This is a genomic window from Cobetia sp. MC34 (assembly GCF_018340035.1).
GTDB classification, from domain to species: Bacteria; Pseudomonadota; Gammaproteobacteria; order Pseudomonadales; family Halomonadaceae; genus Cobetia; species Cobetia amphilecti.
Map to the genome: position 1 here is coordinate 1 of NZ_JADPPY010000043.1, position 21,555 is coordinate 21,555.

Genomic DNA, 21,555 nt, shown 5'->3' on the forward strand with positions numbered 1-21,555 from the left:
TGGATGACCGTTCAATCATGGCTGCCCGGGCAGCTGCTCGCCGAATGGAGAACGACGATGCGCCGACTGCTGAGTGGGCTGACCGGCCTGTGCCTGATGCTGCTGCTGAGTGGCTGCAGCGCCTTCGGGAGCAAGCCAGTGGTGATGCCCACTGAGTGGCAGTGCACACCTGAGGTGCCGAGCTACCTGCTCAATCCGCTGCCTGCCCCTGATCGGCCAGTGGCCTCCAATCGCGATCTGCTCAGCCTGCTGGCCGACTATGAGTCACAGCGCCGCCGCTTCAATGCTGACCGCACGGCGACGGCATCGATCCTTGAGCGCCTGGCCGATGGCCCTGATGGGGCCGAGCAGACGACTGAGTGAGGTAGTGATAGCCATGAATAAGCGAATCGAATCCTTGATCGAGCAGCTGCTTGCCGAGCAACGCAGGACGAATGAGTTGCTGTCCTTGCTCATCGAGTCATTGGCTGATGAGGAAGATGACGATGGGCAGCCCTTCGTCGCCACGCACTTGGATGGCACCCCCGTCTGATGAATCGCCCTTGGAGTTCGACATGCCTACCAAGCCTCCGCGCCCGTGCAGGGCTCCCATGTGTGGGGGCAAGACAACGGCGGCGCATGGCTACTGCGATGAGCATGCTGACCGTGCCATCAACTGGGGCAAGAGCAAGCGAGGTGGGCAAGGGCGAGGTGGTCGTCCGTGGCAGCGTTTGAGGAATTCGATTCTCAAGCGCGATCGCTACCTCTGCCAGCCATGTGAACGCTCGAATCGCATCACTCCGGCCGCCGAAGTGGATCATATTATTGGCAAGGCTCAGGGCGGCACAGACAGGCCCGACAACCTCGAGGCCATCTGCAAGGCATGCCACCAGATGAAGACAGCGAACGAAGCTCAGGCGGGATTCTCGGGCGACTGACGTGGATTCCTGCAGGGTGGGGGGTGGGTAAATCTCTCCAGCCTCACCAAGCGGACACCGTTCCCAATAGTTTTTTTTTCATACCCGCGAAATTGAAAAATCAGCCTAGCGCGAAGGATTCTCAGATGACACGAGGTCGCAAGCCCAAACCAAGCCACTTGAAGGCGGTGCAGGGCAACGCCGGCAAGCGTGCCATCAACCATGACGAGCCCGAGGGCGATGCACTCGATGAAGCCCCGCCGGCACCCGACTGGCTATGCGAGATCGGCCGTGATGCTTGGGACAAGCTCGCGCCTTGGTTGGTCGGCTCCAAGATCCTGACGCGCTCTGACCTGCATCAGCTCGAGGCCTACTGTGATGCCTACGCCACCTGGCGGCAGGCTGTGGTCGAGATCCAGCAATGCGGCCTGGTGCTGGAAAGCCCTGCCACCGGTGCCCCCATCAAGAACCCAGCTCTGACCGCGAAGAATGAGGCAGCCCGCCAGATGACGACCTTCGGCAGCGCACTCGGTCTCGACCCGTCCAGCCGAGCACGCCTTGCCGTGCCCGGGTCCAAGGACGCCGCCAACCCCTTCGCCGAGCTGCTGGGTGGCAACAAGCGATGACACTCAATGGCCAGCTATCCCAACGTCAATGCTGCGAACAAGTACGCTCGGGACGTGGTGGCTGGCCGGATACCCGCTTGCAAGTGGGTCCGCCTTGCCTGCCAGCGTCATGTCGATGAACAGAAGGCGGCCAAGACGCGCGCCTTCCCCTACCGGTTCGATCGTGACGCCGCCGAACGGGCATGCGCCTTTATCCAGCTTCTGCCTCACACCAAGGGCAAGTGGGCGCGCGAGCGCAAGCTGATCACCCTCGAGCCCTGGCAGCTCTTCATCTTCAGTGTACTGTTCGGCTGGATGAGCAAGCGCAACGGTCAGCGCCGTTATCGTGAGGCTTACATCGAGGTGCCGCGCAAGAACGGCAAGTCAGTCATCGCCGCGGGGGTGGCCACCTACATGCTGGCCGCCGATGGGGAATACGGCGCCGAGGTCTACTGCGGTGCCACCACCGAGAAGCAGGCCTGGGAGGTCTTCCGCCCAGCCAAGCTGATGCTGCAGAAGTCACCGGCCCTGATCAGCGCCGCCGGCATCGAGGTGATGGCCAAGAACATCAGCATCCCCAGTGACGGCTCCCGTCTGGAACCGATGATCGGTGACCCGGGCGATGGCTCCAGCCCCAGCTGCGCGATCGTCGATGAGTTCCACGAGCATCAATCGCCCAGCCTCTACGAGACCATGCTGACCGGCATGGGCGCCCGCGATCAGCCACTGATGTTCATCATCACCACTGCCGGCTTCAACCTCGCTGGCCCTTGCTACGACAAGCGCCGTCAGGCACAGCAGATGCTCGATGGCGTGGTCGATAACCCTGAGCTCTTCGCGCTGATCTACACCATCGATGAGGGCGACGACTGGCAGTCACCGGACGTGCTGCGCAAGGCCAATCCCAACTTCGGTGTCAGCGTCAGCGAGGAATTCCTGCTCAAGGCGCAGCGCGACGCCATCCAGTATCCCAGTCGCCAGAACTCCTTCCTGACCAAGCACCTCGATGTCTGGGTCTCGGCACGCAGCGCCTGGCTGAACATGGCCACCTGGCTGGCGGCCGGCGATGACTCGATGTCGCTGGATCAGATGGAGGGCGAGCCCTGCTGGCTGGGCGTTGACCTGGCCAGCAAGACCGACATCGCCGCCATCGGCCTGATCTTCCGCAAGGTGCGCGAAGACGCCAAGGTCGAGTGGCGTGCCTTCGTGCGCAGCTACCTACCGGAAGGCGCGATCGAGCGCGCCAGCAGCAACCGCGCTGCCTATGAGGGCTGGGTCAACTCCGGCCACCTGATCATCACCGATGGCGAAGAACTCGACTTCGAGGTCATCCGGCAAGACATCCTCGATCTCTCCAGTCGCTTCGATGTGCAGGAAGTCGCCTACGATCCGTGGCGGGCCACCCAGCTCGCCCATCAGCTGATGCAGGAAGGCGCCCCGGTCATCGAGTACCGCAACACGGTCCAGAACATGAGCCCCGCCATGCGCGAGATGGAAGCCGCCGTCACTGGCGGTCGCTTCACGCACCCGGCTGACCCGCTGCTCACCTGGATGGCCAGCAACGTGGTCGCCAAGGCCGACGCCAAAGAGAACATCTACCCGCGCAAGGAAGCCGCCGATAACAAGATCGACGGCATCATCGCGCTGCTCATGGCGTTGGGGCGTGCCATCACCATCGATGTCGAGCCACCCAGCCTTCTCGACTCCCTCTCAGACGACGACTTCCTGGTCATGTGACATGCGAAACCTACTGTTCGACACCCTCGGGCTGGCCGGCTTCGCCAGCCTGACGGGCGGCCTGTACCTGCGATTCGGCCTCGCGGACGCGCTGATGGCCAGTGGCAGCCTGCTACTGGTGTTGGCACTGCTCGGCGCACGCGCCATGCGTAAGGGGGCCTCATGATTCTCGATCAACTGTTCTCCACCCGCTCGGTCGAGAACCCGGCAACACCGCTCACCGGTCAGACGCTGGCGGACTACCTGCATGGCGACTCCAGCATCACGGTCAACCAGCAGAGTGCCATGACGCTTGGTGCGGTCTACGCCTGCATCTACGTGCTGTCATCCTCGCTGGCGCAATTGCCGCTGCACGTCATGCGCAAGCAGAACGGCGTCATCACCGCCGCCACGGACCACCCCGCGTATCAGCTGCTGCATGACGAGCCCAACGACTGGCAGACCAGCTACAAGTGGCGCGAGACGGCCCAGTCCCACGTGCTCGGCTGGGGCAATGGCTACACCGAGGTGGTTCGGGATGCGCGGGGCAATGCCGTCTCCCTGCAACGCCATTGCCCATGGAACTGCAGCCCGGTGAAGCGCGGCAACCGCTGGCTATATGCCGTCACCGATGAAGATGGCTCACGCGCAGTCGCGACCGAGGACATGATCCACGTTCGTGCACTCGGCTCGCACGATCGCACCGGCGTCAGCGTGGTGCGCCAGCACGCCGAGACCATTGGCCTCGGGCTGGCGGCCCAGCGCTACGGCAAGGATTTCTTCGAGGGAGGCGGGCGCCCGACCGGGCTTGTCACCGTCAAGGACAGCTTGAACGCCGATAGCTGGAATCGCCTCAAGGAGACCTGGGCCAAGGCCGTGGCCAGTCTTCGCCAGTCCGAGAACAAGACGCTGATGCTCCCCGCACAGCTGGATTACAAGTCGATCACCATTGCGCCGGAGGACGCCCAGTTCCTCGAGACGCGCAAGCTAAACCGCTCCGAGGTGGCCGGCATCTTCAATGTGCCTGCGCACATGATCAACGACCTGGACAAGGCCACCTTCTCGAATATCTCCGAGCAGGCCATCCAGTTCGTGCGGCACACGATGATGCCCTGGGTCATCAACTGGGAGCAGGAGATCAACCGCGCCATCTTCACACCCACCGAGCGACGGGCTGGCTACTACGCCAAGTTCAACCTCGCAGGGCTGCTGCGCGGCACCCCCACCGAGCGTGCCGAGTTCTATCACAAGGCCATCACCGATGGCTGGATGGACCGCAACGAAGTCCGCGCCCTGGAAGACATGAACCCACGCGATGGCCTCAGCGAAATGCTGATCAGCGTCAACGCCACCCCAGCCAGTCAGCTGGGCCAGTCAACCTCGCCCGAGGACTCCACATCATGAGTGAGACAGAAAAGCGCGCCCTGACGTGCGAGGTCCGCGCCGAAGCGGGCGAAGAAGGGCAGCCGTTGCGGATCATTGGCCACGGTGCCGTCTTCAACAAGCGCAGTGAAATGATCATGGGCATGTTCAAGGAGCAGATCGCCCCCGGCGCGTTCGACAACGTGCTGGGCGATGACGTGCGCGCCCTGTTCAACCATGACCCCAACTTCGTGCTCGGCCGCACCCTCAGCAACACGCTGTCGCTGTCCGTGGATGAAGAAGGCCTGCGCTATGAGATCGACCCACCCGATACCCAGTCGGTGCGTGATCTGGTCATGGCGCCGCTGGCACGAGGTGACATCACCGGCTCCAGCTTCGCCTTCCGTGTCGCCCCCGATGGTGACGAGTGGGGCGAGGACGAGCACGGCGTCATCGTGCGCACCATCCACCGATTCAGCCGCCTGCTGGATGTGTCCCCCGTGACCTATCCGGCTTACCCCGATGCGGGCGCCGCCAAGCGGTCGCTCCAAGCCCGTTGCGATGAACTCCGAGAGATCACGCAGCGTGCCGTCAATCAGCGCCGCGCCCGCGAGCGCTTCCTTGAACTCATCAATGCCTGAGCCCGTGGAGGCTACATGAAACTCTCTGAACTGAAGCAGAAGTACGCGGCCATCGCCAAGGACATGCGCAAGATGCATGAAGATGCCGGCGACACCGAATGGAAGGATGAGCAGCGCAGCCAGTGGCAGTCCATGAAGAGCGAGCTGGATGGCCTGCAGGACAAGATCGATCGCGAAGAAGCACTGCGTGATGCGGACCAGCGCTTCGTGCGTGACAACGAAGAGGAGCTGCGCGGCCAGTCTCAGACGCCGGAAGCTGGGCAGTCCCAGGGCCCGAGCGTGGATGAGCAGCGTGCCGCGGCCTTCGATGCCTTCGTGCGTGAAGGCATGGGCAACATGAGCAAAGAACAGCGCGCGATCATGCGTGAGATGCGGGCTCAGGCAGCGGGCGAGAATGACAAGGGCGGCTACACCGTCCCGACTACCATGCTCAACCGCATCCATGAATCCATGCAGGACTATGGCGGACTGGCCTCGGTTGCCCAGATCCTGAATACCTCCGATGGCGCCACCATCGAATGGCCGGTGTCTGACGGCACCGGGGAAGAGGGCGAGCTGCTGGGGGAGAACACCGCTGCCAGTGAAAAGGATGTCGAGTTCGGCATCCAGAATCTCGGCGCCAAGAAGCTGAGCTCCAAGGTCATCCGTGTCTCCAACGAGCTGTTGCAGGACTCGGCCTTCGACATCGAGGGCTTCCTGGCCTCGCGCATCGGCTCCCGTATCGGTCGCGCCGAAGCCAAGTACCTGGTGAGCGGTACCGGTGCCGGCACCCCCCAGCAGCCCAAAGGCCTCGCCACCTCGGTCACTGGCACCGTGGCGGCAGCCGCTGCGGCCAGCCTGAACTGGAAGGACATCACCAAGCTGATCCACAGCATTGATCCGGCCTACCGTCGCGCCGCGAGCTTCCGTCTGGGCTTCAACGACAACACTCTGCAGAAGATCACCGAGATGGAAGATGGTCAGGGTCGCCCGCTGTGGCTGCCGGCCGTCGCGGGCCTGGCACCGTCCACGGTACTCGGTCAGTCCTACTTCATTGATCAGGGCTTCGAGGATATGGCCGCGAGCAAGAAATTCATGTTCGCCGGTGACTTCCAGCAGTTCGTGATTCGTCGCATCAACTACATGACGCTCAAGCGCCTGGTTGAGCGCTATGCCGAGTTCGACCAGACGGCCTTCCTCGCCTTCCATCGTTTCGATTGCGTGCTGCAGGACACCGCCGCCATCAAGGCGTTGACCGGCAAGGCGGCCTGATTCTCACTCACTACCTGACACAAGGGCCGCCATCGCGCGGCCCTTGCCTGTTGGGGCCAACCCCATGAGGCATGCCGATGCTCGAGCTGGACATCATCAAGCTGCATGTCCGGCTGGAGCCGGACTTCTCCGAGGACGATCAGCTCCTCGAGACCTATTCCAATGCGGCTCGTCGCGTCATTGAAGGACGCACGGGGCGCACGCTGTATGAAACCCACGACGCCATTCCGGCAGAAGGGGATGAGCACGCGCTGGTCATCGATGACGACATCACCACCGCCATGCTGCTGCTGATCGGCCACTGGTACTCGACTCGTGAGGCGGTAGTGATTGGTTCAATCTCATCCACGGTGCCCATGGCTGTGAGCGCCCTGGTCGATCACTACACCTACTACCACTTCGCATGAGGTGATTATGCGTGCTGGAAAGCTCCGCCATCGCGTCACACTTCAGTCGCCCGGAAGAACGCAGGACCCAGCGACAGGGGAGATGATCGCGGGATGGACCGACGTCGCCACCGTATGGGCCTCAATCGAAGCGCTGTCGGCCCGTGAGTTCATTGCCGCTCAGGCAGCCCAGTCAGAGATCACAGCTCGTGTGGTGATGCGCTATCGCCCGGGCGTCGAGGCCACCATGCGGCTCAAGCATGGTGCTGACGTCTACAACATCCACGGCGTACTGCCGGACCCCGACAGCGGCCGTGAGTGGCTGACGCTGCCTGTCTCGCGAGGTGTCAATGATGGCGGATGAACTTGTCTTCTCTCTTGCCGGTGCAGATGCACTGAATGCCAAGTTGGCTGGGATCCGCAAGGATGTCCGATACAAGGGTGGCCGCTTCGCGCTTCGCAAGGCGGCCAACCTGGTGCGAGATGACGCCATTGCCCGGGCCTCGCGGCTCGATGATGAGGCGACTGGGCGCAAGATCGCCGACAACGTTGTCACGCGCTGGAGTGGCAAGCACTTCAAGCAGACGGGGAACCTGAAGTTTCGAATCGGCGTAAAGGGAGGTGGCAAGACAGGACGCCGCGGCAACCCTGATACCGGGATCGGTGGAAAGACACCGCACTGGCATCTGCTCGAATTCGGGACTTCGAAGATGGTGGCTAAACCCTTCATGCGTCCGGCGCTGGCCGAGAATGCCCAGGCCGCCTCCAACGAGTTCGTGAAGCAGTACGGCAAGGCGATTGATCGCGCGATTCGGCGGGCAGAGCGAGAGCAGCGCCGGCGCGAGCTCGACCAACTCCTCGGAGGTGGCTGATGTATCCCCCTATCTTCTCGACGCTGGCGGGCAGCTCGACAGTGAACTCACTTCTTGGGCAGGCCTCGCCGCGTATCTATCCCGCTGGCCAAGCCCCCCAGGGTTCCGAAAGTCCGTATGTGGTGCACCAGCTGGTCACCGGCTCCCCCGAGAACTACCTGGGAAACCTGCCGGACCTCGACAGCTACACCGTCCAGTTCGATGTCTACGCTGCGACAGTGGGTGACGCACGCCGTGTAGCGCTGGCAGTCAGAGATGTGATTGAGCCGCTGGCTCATGTCGCCCGCTGGGGTGGCGAAACAAGAGACGACGCAAGCGGCTTGTGCCGATATTCCTTCGATGTGTCGTGGCGAGTTCCCCGATAAATGAAAGCCCATTCTCCCGCTATCCGCGGGCACAGGAGATTCCATGAGTGTTCTGACACAAGGCACGCAGGTGTTCGCATTCGATCCTGCCGACGGCACCGTGATCACCATTCAGTGTGCCACGACCTTTTCTCCCGGCGGCGCACCGGCTGATCAGATCGAAGACACCTGTCTCGAAGAGACCGACAGCCGGAGCTACAAATCCGGTTTGCGTACGCCGGGTCAAGCGACTCTCGGTGTCAATGCAGACCCCAGCAAGCAGAGCCACATCACCCTGTATGAATTCTCCCGGCAGAATCCTAGCCCGGTGTTGAAGTGGGCAGTGGGCTGGAGCGATGGTACCGACGCCCCGACGGTCAATACAGAAGGCGATGACTGGGAGCTGCCGGCGGGCCGTACCTGGTACACCTTCAATGGCTACGTCTCTGACTTCCCGTTCAGCTTCGAGCAGAACAGCATCGTCGCAAGCGAGGTGACGATCCAGCGCTCTGGTTCGTCCGGCTGGACACGCAAGACTGAGAATATGGGAGGCTGAGAATGAAACTGAGCTTGGACAGCTTGGCTGCGGCGGGGGCATTTGCCCCCTCCCAGCTCGTGGAAAAGCAGGTGGAGTTTGACAACGGGGAAGAGGTGGTCGAGTTCACCGTCTTCATCAAGCCGCTCTCCTACCGCACGGCCGTGTCAGAGATCACCGCAAGCCAGGCCAGCAAGGACCCGCTGGCGGCTCGTATCGCCAATAGCATCTGCGACAAGAGCGGTGCCCCGGTCTTCTCGATTGAAGACATCACCGGCGAAAGCGATCCGGAGCGGGGAGAGTTGTCAGGTGCCCTCACCATCGCGCTGCTGTCTGCCATCACGGAGGTCAGTGGCCTGGGAAAGCGCAAGAGCCGCTTGGCTTTGAAGAAGAGCTCTGGCACGAACTTGTCCTCAACGGCGTAGGTGGCCGGACGATAGAAGAGGCCAAGGACCGGATGACGTATGCCGAGTTCTTGAGCTGGGCGGCGTATCGCAATCGTCGAGGCAGTTTCAATCAGGGGATGCGAGTCGAAGCCGGCGCGGCGCTCAACGCTTCAATCCTTGCCAACGTCAACAGCAAGCGCGGCGGCTTCAAGCAAGTTGACTTCATGCCGCATGCCGAAGAGGCCCCGATGTCGCTGGAAGAGGCGATGGAAAGCTGGTCGTGACTGGCGCTTCAACAACATCCTGCCTTATCCCAAGGTCTCGATTAATATCAAGATAGACTGGTAAGACTGGCCATACTTATTTCAAGTGGCGATGGAGAGCTGCGTATAAGCACGCTATATTGATGGCTTCAATAAATAGAGGACGTTTATGGAAGCCATCATCATTCCTATCTTCTGGATTGTCTCTTACCTTCTTCCGACCATAATCGGAGCGGCGAGAGGGAAGCAGAACTTGCTTGCAATTGCAGCGCTCAACATATTGCTGGGCTGGTCTTTCATTGGCTGGGTCGTGGCGCTGGTTTGGGCGTTGACGAAGGATGCTCAGCAACCTAGTGCTGCTGGCCAAAAGCCATCTATGATTTCTGTCAGCGAATCAGAAGCTCGGCTTTCGAGGGCAAGAGTCTGGATTGCCGTCGTGGTTGTGATATCAGCGCTCGGTTTCTGGATGAGTCAAGTTGAACATATTCCTGAAGATTCTTCGCCACCAGCCTCGTCAATAGATAATCAATAAGGCCGCCTCCGGGCGGCTTTTCTTTTGCCCGGAGATTGACCATGGCATCACTCGGCCAGCTCACGCTTGATCTCGTCGCCAACATCGGCGGATTCACGGGGCCGCTCAGCAATGCGAGCAACGCGGCCAATCGCGAGATGGCCTCTGTCAAGAAAGCCTTCAAGGGCGCAGCAACAGCCGCCACCGTTTCAGTAGCCGCCATGACAGCAGCCAGCACCGCCGTCATCTCGCTTACCAAGAATGCCGCCGATAACGCCCGAGAGATCACCAATCAGTCCCGAGTGGCCAACGCTACGACGTCTGAATTCCAGAAGATGGCCTATGCCGCCAACACGGTCGGCATCGAGCAGGACAAGCTGTCCGGCATTCTCCAGGATTTCAATGACCGCATCGGTGACTTCAAGGCCACTGGCGCTGGGCCGATGGTCGATTTCTTCGAGCAGATCGCACCCAAGGTGGGGGTCACTGCCAAGAGCTTCCAGAATCTTTCGGGACCGCAAGCACTGCAGCTCTATTACGACAGTCTGGAGAAGGCAAATCTGTCCCAGGCTGACATGACCTTTTACCTGGAGGCAATGTCCGGCGACGTCACGTCTCTCATCCCGCTACTGGCGGATGGTGGCGCAGGCTTCAAGGCAATGGCCGACGAGGCCGAGAGCCTGGGCATCGTGCTGTCAGACCTCGATATCGCAAAGCTCAACGCGTTTGCTCGTGAGTTCGATCGCATCCACGCCATCATCTCGACCACCGGTAACCTGATCGGGTCAGAGCTATCACCCTATCTGACAGTGCTGGGTAATGACCTGGTCGAGCTGGCGGCCGACGGTGACGGGTTTGGCGAGGCAGTGCGTGGTGCAGTGAATGGATCGCTGACGGCGCTGGGCTATCTCGGCAATGCCCTTCACGCTGTCGAGATTGCCATGAAGACGATGCGCGCCATCGCCTTTTCGGTTGGCGAGGCCTATACCGCGGTATTCGCCGAGGTGATCAATGCGGTGACCTTTCTCGCCGATCAGATCGCTGGCTCATTCAATCTCATTATCAAGGGCATCAATCTCATCCCGGGGACGGATGACATCCCGCTGATCGCTTCCTTCCAAGAGGGCGGCTATGCCAAGGGCGTTCGCGCTGCTCGTGATGAGATGGCCAAGTTGGGGGCCGAGGCCCGCAAGTCGTTGGTCGATACGGTCAACGAGCCACTACCCTCCGAGAAAATTGAAGAGTGGCTCAAGAAGGTCAAGGAGGCCGCCGACCAGATCGTCGTCAATCCCAAGGTGGAAGTGGAAGTCGAGACCGACCCGAGCAAGCCACCGGCCATCGCTCCGCCTTCCAATTCAAACTCAAGTAGCAGCGCAGCCGCCGCGCGCGATCTCAACAACCAGCTTGAGCAACAGAAGGCCGCGTATCGCGGCCTCATAGACGAGCTTTACCCGCTCAAGACGGCCCAAAAGGAGTTCGCCGAGGACATGAAGCTCCTCGGCCTTGCCGAAGCGGCAGGCGAGGTGGATGACTATGCGGATGCGGTGCGCCGTCTTAAGGAAGTCTACGCCGAGCAGGCACAGTCGGGCGGCGGTGGGAATGAAGCGCCATCCTTTGGCGGCCTGCCATTCGAGGTCGGCGGTCTCGGCGGCGAGATGGACAAGATAATTCAGGCGCAGGAAGACCTGGACGAGTGGCGAGAGGACCAGCTTGAGTCGCTAGAAGAGTTTCGACAAGCCAACGCAGATCTTAATGAGCAGTGGGATGAGCGCGAGTTGGAGATCGCCGAAGAGTTCGCAGAGAAGAAGGCGGCTCTGCTCAAGGCTCGCGACGACGTTGCCCTCGCATCCGCCGAATCGACGGCAGGTAGCTTAGCCGACATTGCCAAGGCAACGGCAGGCGAACAAAGCGCTGCCTACAAAGCGATGTTTGTCACTCAAAAGGCGTTTGCCATTGCAAGTTCCATCATCGCGGTCAATGAAGCGATTGCCCGTGCCGCTGCTAGCGGCCCTTTCCCTTACAACCTTGCCGCTATGGCGTCGGTTGCCGCCGCGACTGCGGGGCTCGTGAGCAATATCACCTCTGTCGCAGCTCCCGATGGCATGGCCCACGACGGCATTGACTCAGTCCCTCAAGACGGCACTTGGCTGCTCCAGAAGGGCGAGCGGGTCACTACTGCCGATACCAGCGCCAAGCTCGACAAGACACTCAGCGACGTTCAGCGCAACCAGTCAGGTGGTGGCAACGGTGTCACGGTCAATCTGATCGAGGACGCAAGCCGCGCCGGTCAGTCGGAATCCAGCAGTGAAGGCGATGAAGACACGATCAATATCTTTGTGGCGAACATCATGGCCGACGGCAAGGCGCACAAAGCGCTGACGTCGAAATATGGACTCAAGACAAAGGGCAGCTGATGACTGTATTGCAGCGCGTCTATGCGTCGGCCCCTGCCGACCAGATCCTCCTGCCAACACTCGAGATCGCCAGCGACGCCTCGCCTTCGATCTACACCTGTGGCGGGTTCGAGAATCACATGCTCACGTTGGAGACCGGCGAGGAAGTCGAGTTCATTGCCTCGGCCCTGACGGTCGCGCTTCCCCCTCGCAATGCCTCCGGCCAGCAGAACCTCAACTTCGCCGTCGAGAACGTCACCGGGCAAGCGCAGCGGTTCGTAGATGAAGCGCTAGAGGCGGGCGTCTCTATCCGGGTGATCTATCGCACCTACCTGGTGAGCGATCCGAGTACGCCCCAAGAGCCCCCGCTGAACATGGTCGCCAAGACTCCCAAGTTCAAAGGCCCGACGTTGCAGGTCACGGCAAGCTACGCCGACATCATCGGCCGTGCCTGGCCGCGGCGGCGGTATACCGCCGAGTTCGCCCCCGGCCTGAAGTATCTGTCATGAACGAACTCAAGCCCTATCTGAAGACGCGGTATGAATCAGGCGGGCGAGGGCCAGAAGCGTATGACTGCTGGGGATTGGTGCGAGCGATCCGCGCTGAGGTCTTCGGACTGCGACTGCTGCCCAGCTGGGGGGCAATCCACGCCGACGATAAGCGTCGCCTGACAGCCGCCTGCTTGCGGGAGGCGAGGTCGTTCACCGCTGGCGAACCTGAGCCCGCCTCCATTGCCACCGTCTGGCGCGGTCGTCTCTGCATTCATGTGGCGATCGTGTTCGAGATCAATGGCCGGCTGGCGGTCATTGAGACAGGCAAGACCAATGGTGTGCGCTGGCTCTACCTGCCGGATTTCGAAGCCCAATATCTCAAGGTGGTCTACTACTCATGATCCTTGTCTACCCATCAACGCTGGAAGGCGAGCCGCTGGAACGTCATGAGGTGTTCGAGGGTACGCTTCACGATTGGATGCTCGCCAACGTTCCCGATTATGCGGCGGCTGATTACCACCCCGTAAGCGCAACGGTCGATGGCGTGGTGGTGCCGCCCGAAGATTGGAACACGGTAACGCTCGATAAAACGATAGAGCTCCGGCCTCAGCCGGGAGATCCGGTCACGATTGCCTATGTCGTCGTGGCGGCGGTCATCGCTGTAGCGGCGTCAATCATCCTCGCGCCCAGCATCCCGAGCACCAGCAACAAGAGCAGCCGGCAAGGCCGGTCACTCTATGAGGTCAATGCCCAAGGTAACCAGGCAAAGCTCGGTGACTTGATCCCTGAGCTGGCTGGCCGGCACCGCATGTATCCGGACTACCTCAATGCCCCGCGCCGCTACTTCATCGACAAGACTACCCAGGCACTCGACATGCTGCTCTGTATCGGGGTAGGAGAGTTCGAGATAGCTCTCGATGAGATCCGGATTGGCGAGACGCCGATTGGTGCACTGGGCAGTGGTATCGAATACGAGATATTCCAGCCGGGTGAGACCATCACCTCACATCCTGCCTATCGCTGCTGGTACAACACGCCCGAAGTCGGGGCGTCTACCGGATCATCTGGCCTGCGCCTGCGCTCAACAGAGAATGCTTCTTACGACGGTGCGGTGAGTGCCAGTGGAAACCGCCTGACCTTCACCGTCCCCGAGAACTGGGAGGAAGATCAGTGGCTTTCGGTGCGTCTCTATCGCCCCGTCACCGTCATCAATGGCGGCACAGAGACCACCGAGACAGAGGTCGTCACTGCTGCGACAGTCACTAATGGCGCCCAGAAAGAAGTGGTCACCGGCGTTACCGTGACCCGTGACCCTGCGACAGGCGAGATCACTGCCGTTGATCAGACGACGGGCAATGTCTACGACGGCGCTGTCTCTGACATTCAGACCAAGACACTGACTCAGGCCACTGAGCTTCCGGACGTCATCCGCGGGGATTGGACCGGGCTGAATGTCGGCGACAGGATTCGCTTCTCAAGTGAAGACCTGAGCGGCACCTTCATCATCGCCACGCTCGCCGGTAACGACATGACCGTCACCTCGCTGGCGGGCCAAGATGTCACCGGCCTGCCACCTGGCGACTACATCGCGGCAGTAGATCTACAGGGTGTCCGCTATCGCATCATCGAGATCGACGACGAGCTCGGATATATCGGAGTGCAGCGCCTCGATGAGGACGACAATGTCGATGGCCGCTGGTCGTCGTTTCCCGCCTTCTCTGGCGACGGGAATATCAGCATCGTCTCTGATTCTCCAGGCACGTGGAGCGGGCCGTTCCAGGCGTGTCCAGATGATGAAGAGACGAACAGAATCGAGTTCGATATCTTCGCCGCCAACGGGCTCGGCAAGCTGAATGATGATGGCGATATCCGCAATGTTCAGCGCACGGTGGAGCTGCAGTATCGGCCTATCGGAGCCAGTGAGTGGCAGTCAGTCACTCGCAGCTTTGCTGCCAACACGCGCGACCAGATTGGGTGGACATTCGGTGTCACGCTGTCGGAGTCGATGACGCCAGAGATTCGGATGCGCAGGACCACCGTCGAAGACACCGATACCAAGGCCCTCGACAAGTTGGACTGGTACGGGCTGCGCTGCCGAATCCCCCACAAGACACGCTACGCCGATGTCACCACGCTGGCGCTGACGATCAAGGGCAGCAACACGCTCGCCTCACAAACCGAGAATCAAGTGTCGCTGGTGCCGGTGCGCAAGTTGCCTGTCAGGGAAAACGGTGCTTGGGCACCAGCAGAGCCGACGCGTGACATTGCCCCCTGGGTCGCCCACATCGCTAGAGATGCAGGCTGGTCCGACGATGACCTCGACTACAGCGAGCTCGACCGGCTCGATGCCGTGTGGCAATCACGCGGCGATACCTTCGATTACGTGACCGATGACGATTCCACTGTGAAGGAATCGATCAATAGAGCGCTGACAGCTGGCTTCGCTGAGCTGACGATCGACAAGGGGAAAATCAAGCCAGTCAGAGATGAGCCTCGTGGCGAACTTCCTCAGCACGGCTATAGCGCGCAGAACATGCTGCCTGAGTCATTCTCCAGAACGATCACGCTTCCTCAACCGGATGACGCCGACGGCATCGATGTCGAGTACATCGACGAAGAGTCGTGGACGTCTCAGGTTGTCGAGTGCCGCCTGCCGGGCGACACCGGTGCCCGAGTCGAGAATCGCAAGGTCGAAGGTGTGCTCAGCAAGACGCGGGCCTGGCGGATCGGTATGCGAGAGCGCCGCAAGCAGCGCTATCGCCGCGAGGCCTACGAATTCGAGACAGAGCTCGATGCGCTCAACTCCTCTTACATGAGCCACATCGCCATCACGGATGACGTGCCTGGCTACGGATCATCAGGCCTCGTCACCAGCGCCGTCTCAGTCAGTCAGGGCATTGCACTTACTTTGAGTGAAGACGTCGATTTCGATCCCTCATCCAACCAAGTGCTCGCATGGCGCCGGCCCGAAGGCACGCTGTCTGGCCCTCACGTGGTGCTGAGTGCCAGCGGCAATGTTGTGGTGATAGATGACGACGAGCTGCCGGTGGTCGATTGGTCAATGGAGCCGCCGTACTACCAGTTCGGTGAGCTAGAGCGCTGGGCCTATGACGCGCTGGTGCAAGACTTGACGCCGAATGGCTTCGAGAGCGTCACCGTCACGGCAGTCAACAACGACCCGCGAGTGTTCGCGGATGACGACAGTGAGCCTTCCTGATGGCGATAACTTATCCAGAAGGTCTGCCCTCGCCGCTGAGGGCGGACTACCAACTTCAACTGACCTCCCCGCTCCAGCGCACCACGATGGACAGTGGCAGGTCGCGGCAGCGCCGTCGCTTTTCGAACGTTCCGAACGTCGCATCTTTTGCATGGCTGTTCACCAGCCCCGAGGCGATGCTATTCGAGGGGTGGTTCCGCGACGATCTCCTCGATGGCGCGGAGTGGTTCGAATGCCCGCTCCGGACGCCACTCGGAATGGAGATCTACAACGTCAGGTTCGTAGATGTCTACAGCGGCCCGCTTCTCGCTGGATGCTCAAGCTGGCGTTACACAGCGCGACTGGAGATGCGAGAGCGCACCACGCTGGATCCTGATTGGTCATCAATCCTACCCGAATTTGTGTTGGGCGCGGAGATATTCGACTTGGCGATCAACAAAGAATGGTCAGACTTCTAGAGGGAATATCACGTGGCAAAATACAACACTGGCAATCCAATGCCGTCGTCCAATCCAAAGGATCTCTACGACAACGCGGCTAATCTCGACGCAGCAGTCAATAGTCAGAACTCTTCGTTCACAGATCGCTTTGGGGATCTTCGCCCCACGCTGAAGGGAGCGATTGACCCGACCGGCTTGGCGACTCAGGCCGCCTCTTCTGCGCAGCAGGCAAGCGTCGCCAAAGATGCCGCGTTCGTGAACGCCGACGTTTACGCGACCGTCCAAGAGGGTCTCGACAACACGGCGAGTGGCGAGCAATTCCAGGTTGTCAGCGGGACCGAGATAATTCGTTATGTCGATTCCGGCGGCACAGCGACAGAGGTCGCGCGCTACCCTGCCAGCGAGTTGATCCGCGAGACCAGTTCCTTGATCGAGCGCAGCGGCGCAGGCCAAGACGTCGTCTTCGCGATCAAGGATGCCTTCAACCGGACGGGCTTGTCGCTGGATGCGGCAGGCGTATTGAGGGCGCTCGAACTCATGGCAGCGAACAGGCTCGCCGTCGGCTCCTCGGAGCTCACCCATTCGCAGCTTTCCAACGGCGGCTTTACGGTGGAGTCGCCCAACGGCCCCGTCATGCGCATCGACGCTGCTGGCACAACCAATTTGGCGGGCCTCAAGATTCGCGGCGTTCCAATCGACGACTACGCCGCAGGCTACGGACACGACCTTTACGGCATGGTCCACCTTCCGATGTATGGCCAATCGCAGTCCGCTGGGGTGGGCGGCTACCCTGCCATCAATAAGACGCCCAGCGATAACGCCTACATGTTCAAAGACGGCATCTGGAACGCCGCCGACGGCCTCGACGACAGCGCGCCGGACTTCTATGATCTGGCACCGTTGCGCGAACGCGATGTCGGTTCACGCGGCCAGACCGTCGCCAGCACGTTGGTGGAGAAGATCGTCGAGCATCACCCCGACCGCGCCTTTGAAATGTTCGCGACGAACAGCGGACGCGGCGGCGCTATCAACACTTTGGTTCCGGGTACGCAGCAGCACGACCGGTTGATCAAAGCGATCCAGAAGGTCTACGGGCACGCGCAAGACCTAGGCCTCCCATACTCCATGCCGATGTTCTTCTACTGGCAAGGCGGAAGCGACGAGAGCGCAGGTACCGACCAAGAGACTTGGTTCAATAGTCTTCTGAGCATCTGGGACACTGTGGTGAATGAGATCGGCCGACTCACTCGGCAAGATCTCACACCGCGCAGCATCCCAATGATGCTATTCCAAACGGTGAACTGGAAGCATTACTCCAATGGCACGGGCGATGTCGGCAAGGCCCAATTGCAGTTTGCGGAAGAATACGACAATTGCTATTGCATGCCCGCCTATTGGGCGACCAACGTCGACGCCGTTCACCACGACGCCATCACCTACGCGCGCTGCGGTGGCTACCAAGAGGTGTTCTTGCGCGAGGCCGTGGTCAACGCCAACCCGCGCTTCGACGGCGTACGGCCTCTCGAATGGAAGCGCGACAACGACATTCTGACAATCGAGTTCTCGGTCGCCCACGAGCGATTGCAGTTCTGGAGCGGCCCCGCCGACGCCCAGATAACAGACCTTACATTCAAGGGCTTCAGCGCCTTGGATGTGGACGGTAACGACCTGCCGCTCGTCGGCGTCAAGATCATCGGACGCCGCCACGTCGCTGTCCAAGCCGAACGGCCTTGGCGCGTCGGCGACATAATCCAATATGCGGTGACGGACGGCGGCCTCGACGGCGACGGTCGCATCGCCGGTCAACGCGGCCTGCTCTTCGACAACAATGGCGACCGCGACGAGATCGAGATACAAGGCAGCATGTACCCGCTGCACATTCCGTGCGTTCAATTCGAGAAGGAGGTTCACTAACCATGGCCGGAATAGTCATCAATGTCGGCGGCGTCTTCGCCAATTCGCTTCGTGTTTCGCCGGATCTTCCCTGGACGTCTCGGTTGACGGTCTATGCCGTGCCCGAGTTCGATCCCGCTGGCGGCGTCCGCAATCTCGGAACGCTTGACTCTGGTGTCGTCGAAGGCACTCCCATCATCAGCAGTGGCCGCCTGTTAAGTTCGGATCTTGAGTCGCGCGTCGTGTTCGGATCTGGCACCCCAGACGCGAACGGCCTTTACCTGCCGGTCTTTGAGGGTGGGTACGTCATCGCCGCCGTGACGAAGAACCTGCAAGCAGGCGGCTTCGGCGGCTTCATCACCCGCGACCAAGACGGGGAAGGAAACGTCAACGGGCGCTATCTCGTCGCCGACGAACCAGAGGCAGGCGAACCAGAGGGAACGGTCGCCGTCGGCCTCAAGAACGGCAACGGCGTTGAGATGCGCATCCGCGTCCCGCTTGAGACGGGCCGCGAGTACGCCATCTTGGGCGCGTACTACGCCAGCGGCTGCGCCGAGAACACCGGCTTCAAAATTCTCTGGATGACGTCCGATGGCGAGTACGGCATCCAGGACGAGACGACCCCTTCCAACTCGCCTGTTTGCGACTTCGACTCTGACGGTAATTTCCGCAAAAACCGGGTCGAGTGGGGGAGCAATGCGAACGTCAGCGAGTTCTGCGAGTCCAGCCAGTTTGCGTTGTGGCGGACGTTCCTCGACGACGCCGACTTGATTGCCGCGGCCCGTGCCATGCTCGGCATAAGCGAATAAGGAGGCCGACATGCCCACAACACTGACGGGGGTCTTGTACGACCCCTATAACGCACCCGCCGTGGATAGCGCCATCCGATTTACTGCCGAGAGCACCAGCTATGAGGTGCTGAAAGGATTTGTTGCGGAGGCGGAGACGGATTCTTCTGGCGAGTATTCGCTAGAGGTTCGGTTCGGAACCTATACCATCTCGGTGAGGCAGAAGGAGGTGGACGCATGGCGAATTATCGTCACGGGAATCCTTGTCACCGAGGATGTGACGGCTGACGATCTAAATGAGCTGATTGTAAACGGAGTTGGGTGGGATGATTACACCCCAGAGGTGGTGCAGGCTGTGCGCACCTACAGCGAGGCGGCAGTAGACGCCGCAGCCGCAGCCGCGAGCGCGTCCGGCAGCGCGGCGTCATCTAGCACCAGCGCGGCAGATAGCGCGTCTATCGCCATCGCCAGGGCCAGCGCGGCAGACGCATCGGCAACCAGCGCAGCAGGTTCGGCAACCAGTGCAGCAGGTTCGGCAAGCGCCGCCAGCGTATCGGCAACCAGCGCCGCAGATAGTGCGGCAGCCGCTGCGCAGTCAGCAAGCGATGCGATCATTCCTGCTGCTACTGAGACCGAGATCGGCGGGGTGGAGGTCGCCACCACAGCAGAGGCGCTGGCAGGCACTGCGGGAAAGTTCCCCGATGCGGCGGGCGTCAGAGGTGCGTTCGAGCAGTACGGACTGGGCGCGACATCGGGCGCAGCCGCGGCGGGAGGCGATGCCAACGCCGCGACGCTTTCGGGATTTTATGTTGTGGATGCTGACTCCGCGGCGTCAAACGCCCCAGATATTGCGAAATGGGGCAGCGGAAAGATTGTCATGATCACCTCTAGGGCATCCAACGCGAATCAGCTATTGCAAGTTAGCGCCTACGTCGTTGGAGGTGATGGTGGAGCGTCCGGCAGCCTGTACTGGCGCAAGCGTTGGCAGGGGGCCTATGCGGACTGGGCGGCAGTGAGAGACAGCAGCAATACCGTCATCGACACCAACGGCTTCGTCAAGGAAGCGTCCCCAGTTCTGCGCCTGCACGGCGACGGAACGGTGACGGGTAACGGCCACCGAGACCTCGCTGACGCAACAGCAATGCGCATCAGCGAAGGCGTCTATGAGGTTTATGGCACGCTGGGCTTGGCATCGTCCGGCTGGACTGTCCAGACGCCAGAGGATGCCAATGGACGGCGTAAGGTGTTTGTAGAGTACGACGAGGCGGATGGCGTTATTCACGTCAGTACTTTTGTGGCCGACTACACCAACGGCGCTCCGGTCAAGGGCGATCCGATGGACATTACAGCGGGGCGCTGGATTGATATTCGCACCAATGAAACGCCCGCGGAGGAGCAGGAGCCGCCACAATAGCGCCCCTCCGTCGCACATGTGAGACAATGGTGTCTCGCAGTCAATTCTACTCACAAGCTATACGATCGCGCACGAGCTACGACCATTCCAGCGTGGTCGCAGTTTGGTCGCAGACTGCGACCAGATAACGCCCATCATGTGGCACATGGAATGTGCTAAGTGGCTGAAATATCTCGAAAGACCCGCTGCCAGCGCAGTCCACGAAATGCCAAAAACGGATTCAAAATCCGCCGTGCTGCAACTACAGTTAGGCTGAGGCTTGGCGGTTGAGTGAAGCTGCTTGATCCTTCGCCCCGCTCCTGATGTTCTCAGAGTTGTATTGTTGTGCGTACTTATTTCGCGCCCGCATGTAGGTTTTTGTGTAGGTTTTTCTCTGAAAATCACTTCAACCACATGATTTTGATAGACATTCGATTCCCTTCACCCGCTCCAGATTCTTCAAAAAAGCCTCCCGGATGGGAGGCTTTTTGTGTTTGGGGCACTACTGCCTTATTTCACAGCTTTACTTTTGTCTTTAATTTCTGCCAGGGTTGTTGTTCATAAGTTTCATTTCTCTATTTATTTAGCAGATAGGTTCTGTAGTACGACTTTGTATGAAAATTAGTTCTGCTTTATGAGTTCTTGATATGTGCTTCTGATTATTCTGTTAGCCTAATGTTAGCAAAATAGTTTATGTGTAACTGGTTTTTATCGACGTTGACGTAACTTCTCGGCCAGTGCCGCTAGTTGCACATCGTCCCCGCGAGGGCCGTCGGCGCTGACGACGTAGCCATCGTATTCGGTCATGTAGTACTTCATCTTCGAGTTTCTGGCCTGCCATTCGCCTGGCTGGGTGCCATGTAGCGGGATGAGTTTGGCGTGTAGGTGGTTGACGCCGTAGCCCTCGAAGATGATGGCGGTGCGTGCTACCCCGAAGTAGGCGTCGAGCTTGCGCGCCATGCGGCGCGTGAAGCGCATCAGGCCGAGAATCACCTCATCCCGCCTTATTCACGAGTGCCCTGATCAGGCGGCTTGAAGTGGCTGACCGTTGGGTTCTCGCACCAGGGGCGCTATCTACGCCGTAACGGCCCGCTGAATCATGCCCAAATGCTGCTCTTCTGTCGTATCTATATAACGTTCAGGAATTAATCACGCCGTTAAAGCAGCCGTCA

Annotated in this window: 26 protein-coding genes; 25 read left to right on the forward strand and 1 reads right to left on the reverse strand. The window is 60.3% G+C overall.

All coding sequences use genetic code 11. The annotated features are described in order from the left end of the window. From IZU87_RS15560 to IZU87_RS15680, 25 genes are all read left to right on the forward strand, one after another. On the forward strand, positions 1 to 363 hold a 363-nt coding region (locus IZU87_RS15560; RefSeq protein ID WP_213115111.1), incomplete at its 5' end, for a hypothetical protein. A 13-nt stretch (positions 364 to 376) separates the two neighbouring features. Further along, entirely contained in the window at positions 377 to 532 is a 156-nt protein-coding gene (locus tag IZU87_RS15565; RefSeq protein ID WP_213115112.1) for a hypothetical protein, read from the forward strand. Between the two features lie 22 nt (positions 533 to 554). Beyond that, the gene (locus IZU87_RS15570; RefSeq protein ID WP_213115113.1) at positions 555 to 917 is read left to right on the forward strand and encodes an HNH endonuclease; all 363 of its coding nucleotides are present in this window, start codon (positions 555 to 557) and stop codon (positions 915 to 917) included. A 125-nt stretch (positions 918 to 1,042) separates the two neighbouring features. Continuing rightward, the gene (locus IZU87_RS15575) at positions 1,043 to 1,522 is read left to right on the forward strand and encodes a phage terminase small subunit P27 family (protein WP_054557049.1); all 480 of its coding nucleotides are present in this window, start codon (positions 1,043 to 1,045) and stop codon (positions 1,520 to 1,522) included. 6 nt (positions 1,523 to 1,528) lie between these two features. After that, on the forward strand, positions 1,529 to 3,238 hold the full coding sequence (locus IZU87_RS15580; protein WP_213115114.1) for a terminase large subunit: 1,710 nt from the start codon (positions 1,529 to 1,531) through the stop codon (positions 3,236 to 3,238). Between the two features lies 1 nt (position 3,239). Next, on the forward strand, positions 3,240 to 3,404 hold the full coding sequence (locus IZU87_RS15585; RefSeq protein WP_165873905.1) for a hypothetical protein: 165 nt from the start codon (positions 3,240 to 3,242) through the stop codon (positions 3,402 to 3,404). Beyond that, positions 3,401 to 4,621, forward strand: a complete 1,221-nt coding sequence (locus IZU87_RS15590; RefSeq protein WP_213115115.1) for a phage portal protein — start codon at positions 3,401 to 3,403, stop codon at positions 4,619 to 4,621. The genes IZU87_RS15585 and IZU87_RS15590 overlap by 4 nt, the downstream gene beginning before the upstream one ends. After that, a complete protein-coding gene (locus IZU87_RS15595; protein WP_084208182.1) occupies positions 4,618 to 5,220 on the forward strand; it encodes an HK97 family phage prohead protease in 603 nt (200 codons plus the stop codon). The genes IZU87_RS15590 and IZU87_RS15595 overlap by 4 nt, the downstream gene beginning before the upstream one ends. Positions 5,221 to 5,235: 15 nt before the next feature. Next, a complete protein-coding gene (locus tag IZU87_RS15600; protein WP_213115116.1) occupies positions 5,236 to 6,471 on the forward strand; it encodes a phage major capsid protein in 1,236 nt (411 codons plus the stop codon). 77 nt (positions 6,472 to 6,548) lie between these two features. Continuing rightward, on the forward strand, positions 6,549 to 6,878 hold the full coding sequence (locus tag IZU87_RS15605; protein ID WP_213115117.1) for a head-tail connector protein: 330 nt from the start codon (positions 6,549 to 6,551) through the stop codon (positions 6,876 to 6,878). A gap of 7 nt (positions 6,879 to 6,885) precedes the next feature. Continuing rightward, positions 6,886 to 7,221 (forward strand): phage head closure protein, encoded by a 336-nt coding sequence (locus tag IZU87_RS15610; RefSeq protein WP_213115118.1) that lies wholly within the window; start codon positions 6,886 to 6,888, stop codon positions 7,219 to 7,221. Next, positions 7,211 to 7,729, forward strand: a complete 519-nt coding sequence (locus tag IZU87_RS15615) for an HK97-gp10 family putative phage morphogenesis protein (RefSeq protein WP_213115119.1) — start codon at positions 7,211 to 7,213, stop codon at positions 7,727 to 7,729. The genes IZU87_RS15610 and IZU87_RS15615 overlap by 11 nt, the downstream gene beginning before the upstream one ends. After that, on the forward strand, positions 7,729 to 8,094 hold the full coding sequence (locus IZU87_RS15620; protein WP_213115120.1) for a DUF3168 domain-containing protein: 366 nt from the start codon (positions 7,729 to 7,731) through the stop codon (positions 8,092 to 8,094). Before IZU87_RS15615 ends, IZU87_RS15620 begins: the two co-directional genes overlap by 1 nt. A gap of 43 nt (positions 8,095 to 8,137) precedes the next feature. Beyond that, entirely contained in the window at positions 8,138 to 8,629 is a 492-nt protein-coding gene (locus IZU87_RS15625) for a phage tail tube protein (RefSeq protein ID WP_213115121.1), read from the forward strand. A 2-nt stretch (positions 8,630 to 8,631) separates the two neighbouring features. Beyond that, positions 8,632 to 9,033, forward strand: coding sequence for a phage tail assembly chaperone family protein, TAC (locus tag IZU87_RS15630; RefSeq protein WP_213115122.1), 402 nt, complete (start codon positions 8,632 to 8,634; stop codon positions 9,031 to 9,033). A 32-nt stretch (positions 9,034 to 9,065) separates the two neighbouring features. Then, a complete protein-coding gene (locus IZU87_RS15635; RefSeq protein ID WP_213115123.1) occupies positions 9,066 to 9,278 on the forward strand; it encodes a phage tail assembly protein T in 213 nt (70 codons plus the stop codon). 148 nt (positions 9,279 to 9,426) lie between these two features. Beyond that, positions 9,427 to 9,789: a superinfection immunity protein gene (locus IZU87_RS15640; protein WP_213115124.1), complete on the forward strand. Its 363-nt coding sequence runs from the start codon at positions 9,427 to 9,429 to the stop codon at positions 9,787 to 9,789. A gap of 41 nt (positions 9,790 to 9,830) precedes the next feature. Next, complete coding sequence (locus tag IZU87_RS15645; RefSeq protein WP_213115125.1) at positions 9,831 to 12,182, forward strand: hypothetical protein; 2,352 nt, start codon at positions 9,831 to 9,833, stop codon at positions 12,180 to 12,182. Beyond that, positions 12,182 to 12,670, forward strand: coding sequence for a DUF1833 family protein (locus IZU87_RS15650; RefSeq protein ID WP_213115126.1), 489 nt, complete (start codon positions 12,182 to 12,184; stop codon positions 12,668 to 12,670). The genes IZU87_RS15645 and IZU87_RS15650 overlap by 1 nt, the downstream gene beginning before the upstream one ends. Continuing rightward, positions 12,667 to 13,053: an NlpC/P60 family protein gene (locus IZU87_RS15655; protein ID WP_213115127.1), complete on the forward strand. Its 387-nt coding sequence runs from the start codon at positions 12,667 to 12,669 to the stop codon at positions 13,051 to 13,053. Before IZU87_RS15650 ends, IZU87_RS15655 begins: the two co-directional genes overlap by 4 nt. Further along, the gene (locus IZU87_RS15660; RefSeq protein WP_213115128.1) at positions 13,050 to 15,869 is read left to right on the forward strand and encodes a host specificity factor TipJ family phage tail protein; all 2,820 of its coding nucleotides are present in this window, start codon (positions 13,050 to 13,052) and stop codon (positions 15,867 to 15,869) included. Before IZU87_RS15655 ends, IZU87_RS15660 begins: the two co-directional genes overlap by 4 nt. Next, positions 15,869 to 16,327 carry a hypothetical protein gene (locus tag IZU87_RS15665; protein WP_213115129.1) on the forward strand — a complete coding sequence of 153 codons (459 nt, stop codon included), beginning with the start codon at positions 15,869 to 15,871 and terminating at the stop codon, positions 16,325 to 16,327. Before IZU87_RS15660 ends, IZU87_RS15665 begins: the two co-directional genes overlap by 1 nt. 12 nt (positions 16,328 to 16,339) lie before the next feature. Further along, the gene (locus IZU87_RS15670) at positions 16,340 to 18,223 is read left to right on the forward strand and encodes a hypothetical protein (RefSeq protein ID WP_213115130.1); all 1,884 of its coding nucleotides are present in this window, start codon (positions 16,340 to 16,342) and stop codon (positions 18,221 to 18,223) included. 2 nt (positions 18,224 to 18,225) lie between these two features. After that, positions 18,226 to 19,011, forward strand: coding sequence for a hypothetical protein (locus IZU87_RS15675; protein WP_213115131.1), 786 nt, complete (start codon positions 18,226 to 18,228; stop codon positions 19,009 to 19,011). Positions 19,012 to 19,021: 10 nt separating this feature from the next. After that, positions 19,022 to 20,404 carry a phage tail fiber protein gene (locus IZU87_RS15680; protein ID WP_213115132.1) on the forward strand — a complete coding sequence of 461 codons (1,383 nt, stop codon included), beginning with the start codon at positions 19,022 to 19,024 and terminating at the stop codon, positions 20,402 to 20,404. A gap of 687 nt (positions 20,405 to 21,091) precedes the next feature. Here IZU87_RS15680 and IZU87_RS15685 read toward each other — a convergent pair. After that, a complete protein-coding gene (locus tag IZU87_RS15685; protein WP_213115133.1) occupies positions 21,092 to 21,376 on the reverse strand; it encodes an HIT family protein in 285 nt (94 codons plus the stop codon). Positions 21,377 to 21,555: the final 179 nt, after the last annotated feature.

Coding starts and splice junctions, on each gene's coding strand:
- IZU87_RS15565 (WP_213115112.1), top strand. CDS start 377: ATGAATAAGCGAATCGAATCCTTGATCGAGCAGCTGCTTGCCGAGCAA.
- IZU87_RS15625 (WP_213115121.1), top strand. CDS start 8,138: ATGAGTGTTCTGACACAAGGCACGCAGGTGTTCGCATTCGATCCTGCC.
- IZU87_RS15605 (WP_213115117.1), top strand. CDS start 6,549: ATGCTCGAGCTGGACATCATCAAGCTGCATGTCCGGCTGGAGCCGGAC.
- IZU87_RS15645 (WP_213115125.1), top strand. CDS start 9,831: ATGGCATCACTCGGCCAGCTCACGCTTGATCTCGTCGCCAACATCGGC.
- IZU87_RS15600 (WP_213115116.1), top strand. CDS start 5,236: ATGAAACTCTCTGAACTGAAGCAGAAGTACGCGGCCATCGCCAAGGAC.
- IZU87_RS15665 (WP_213115129.1), top strand. CDS start 15,869: ATGGCGATAACTTATCCAGAAGGTCTGCCCTCGCCGCTGAGGGCGGAC.
- IZU87_RS15640 (WP_213115124.1), top strand. CDS start 9,427: ATGGAAGCCATCATCATTCCTATCTTCTGGATTGTCTCTTACCTTCTT.
- IZU87_RS15575 (WP_054557049.1), top strand. CDS start 1,043: ATGACACGAGGTCGCAAGCCCAAACCAAGCCACTTGAAGGCGGTGCAG.
- IZU87_RS15630 (WP_213115122.1), top strand. CDS start 8,632: ATGAAACTGAGCTTGGACAGCTTGGCTGCGGCGGGGGCATTTGCCCCC.
- IZU87_RS15580 (WP_213115114.1), top strand. CDS start 1,529: ATGGCCAGCTATCCCAACGTCAATGCTGCGAACAAGTACGCTCGGGAC.
- IZU87_RS15680 (WP_213115132.1), top strand. CDS start 19,022: ATGCCCACAACACTGACGGGGGTCTTGTACGACCCCTATAACGCACCC.
- IZU87_RS15595 (WP_084208182.1), top strand. CDS start 4,618: ATGAGTGAGACAGAAAAGCGCGCCCTGACGTGCGAGGTCCGCGCCGAA.
- IZU87_RS15650 (WP_213115126.1), top strand. CDS start 12,182: ATGACTGTATTGCAGCGCGTCTATGCGTCGGCCCCTGCCGACCAGATC.
- IZU87_RS15660 (WP_213115128.1), top strand. CDS start 13,050: ATGATCCTTGTCTACCCATCAACGCTGGAAGGCGAGCCGCTGGAACGT.
- IZU87_RS15620 (WP_213115120.1), top strand. CDS start 7,729: ATGTATCCCCCTATCTTCTCGACGCTGGCGGGCAGCTCGACAGTGAAC.
- IZU87_RS15675 (WP_213115131.1), top strand. CDS start 18,226: ATGGCCGGAATAGTCATCAATGTCGGCGGCGTCTTCGCCAATTCGCTT.
- IZU87_RS15570 (WP_213115113.1), top strand. CDS start 555: ATGCCTACCAAGCCTCCGCGCCCGTGCAGGGCTCCCATGTGTGGGGGC.
- IZU87_RS15615 (WP_213115119.1), top strand. CDS start 7,211: ATGGCGGATGAACTTGTCTTCTCTCTTGCCGGTGCAGATGCACTGAAT.
- IZU87_RS15585 (WP_165873905.1), top strand. CDS start 3,240: ATGCGAAACCTACTGTTCGACACCCTCGGGCTGGCCGGCTTCGCCAGC.
- IZU87_RS15590 (WP_213115115.1), top strand. CDS start 3,401: ATGATTCTCGATCAACTGTTCTCCACCCGCTCGGTCGAGAACCCGGCA.
- IZU87_RS15635 (WP_213115123.1), top strand. CDS start 9,066: ATGACGTATGCCGAGTTCTTGAGCTGGGCGGCGTATCGCAATCGTCGA.
- IZU87_RS15610 (WP_213115118.1), top strand. CDS start 6,886: ATGCGTGCTGGAAAGCTCCGCCATCGCGTCACACTTCAGTCGCCCGGA.
- IZU87_RS15655 (WP_213115127.1), top strand. CDS start 12,667: ATGAACGAACTCAAGCCCTATCTGAAGACGCGGTATGAATCAGGCGGG.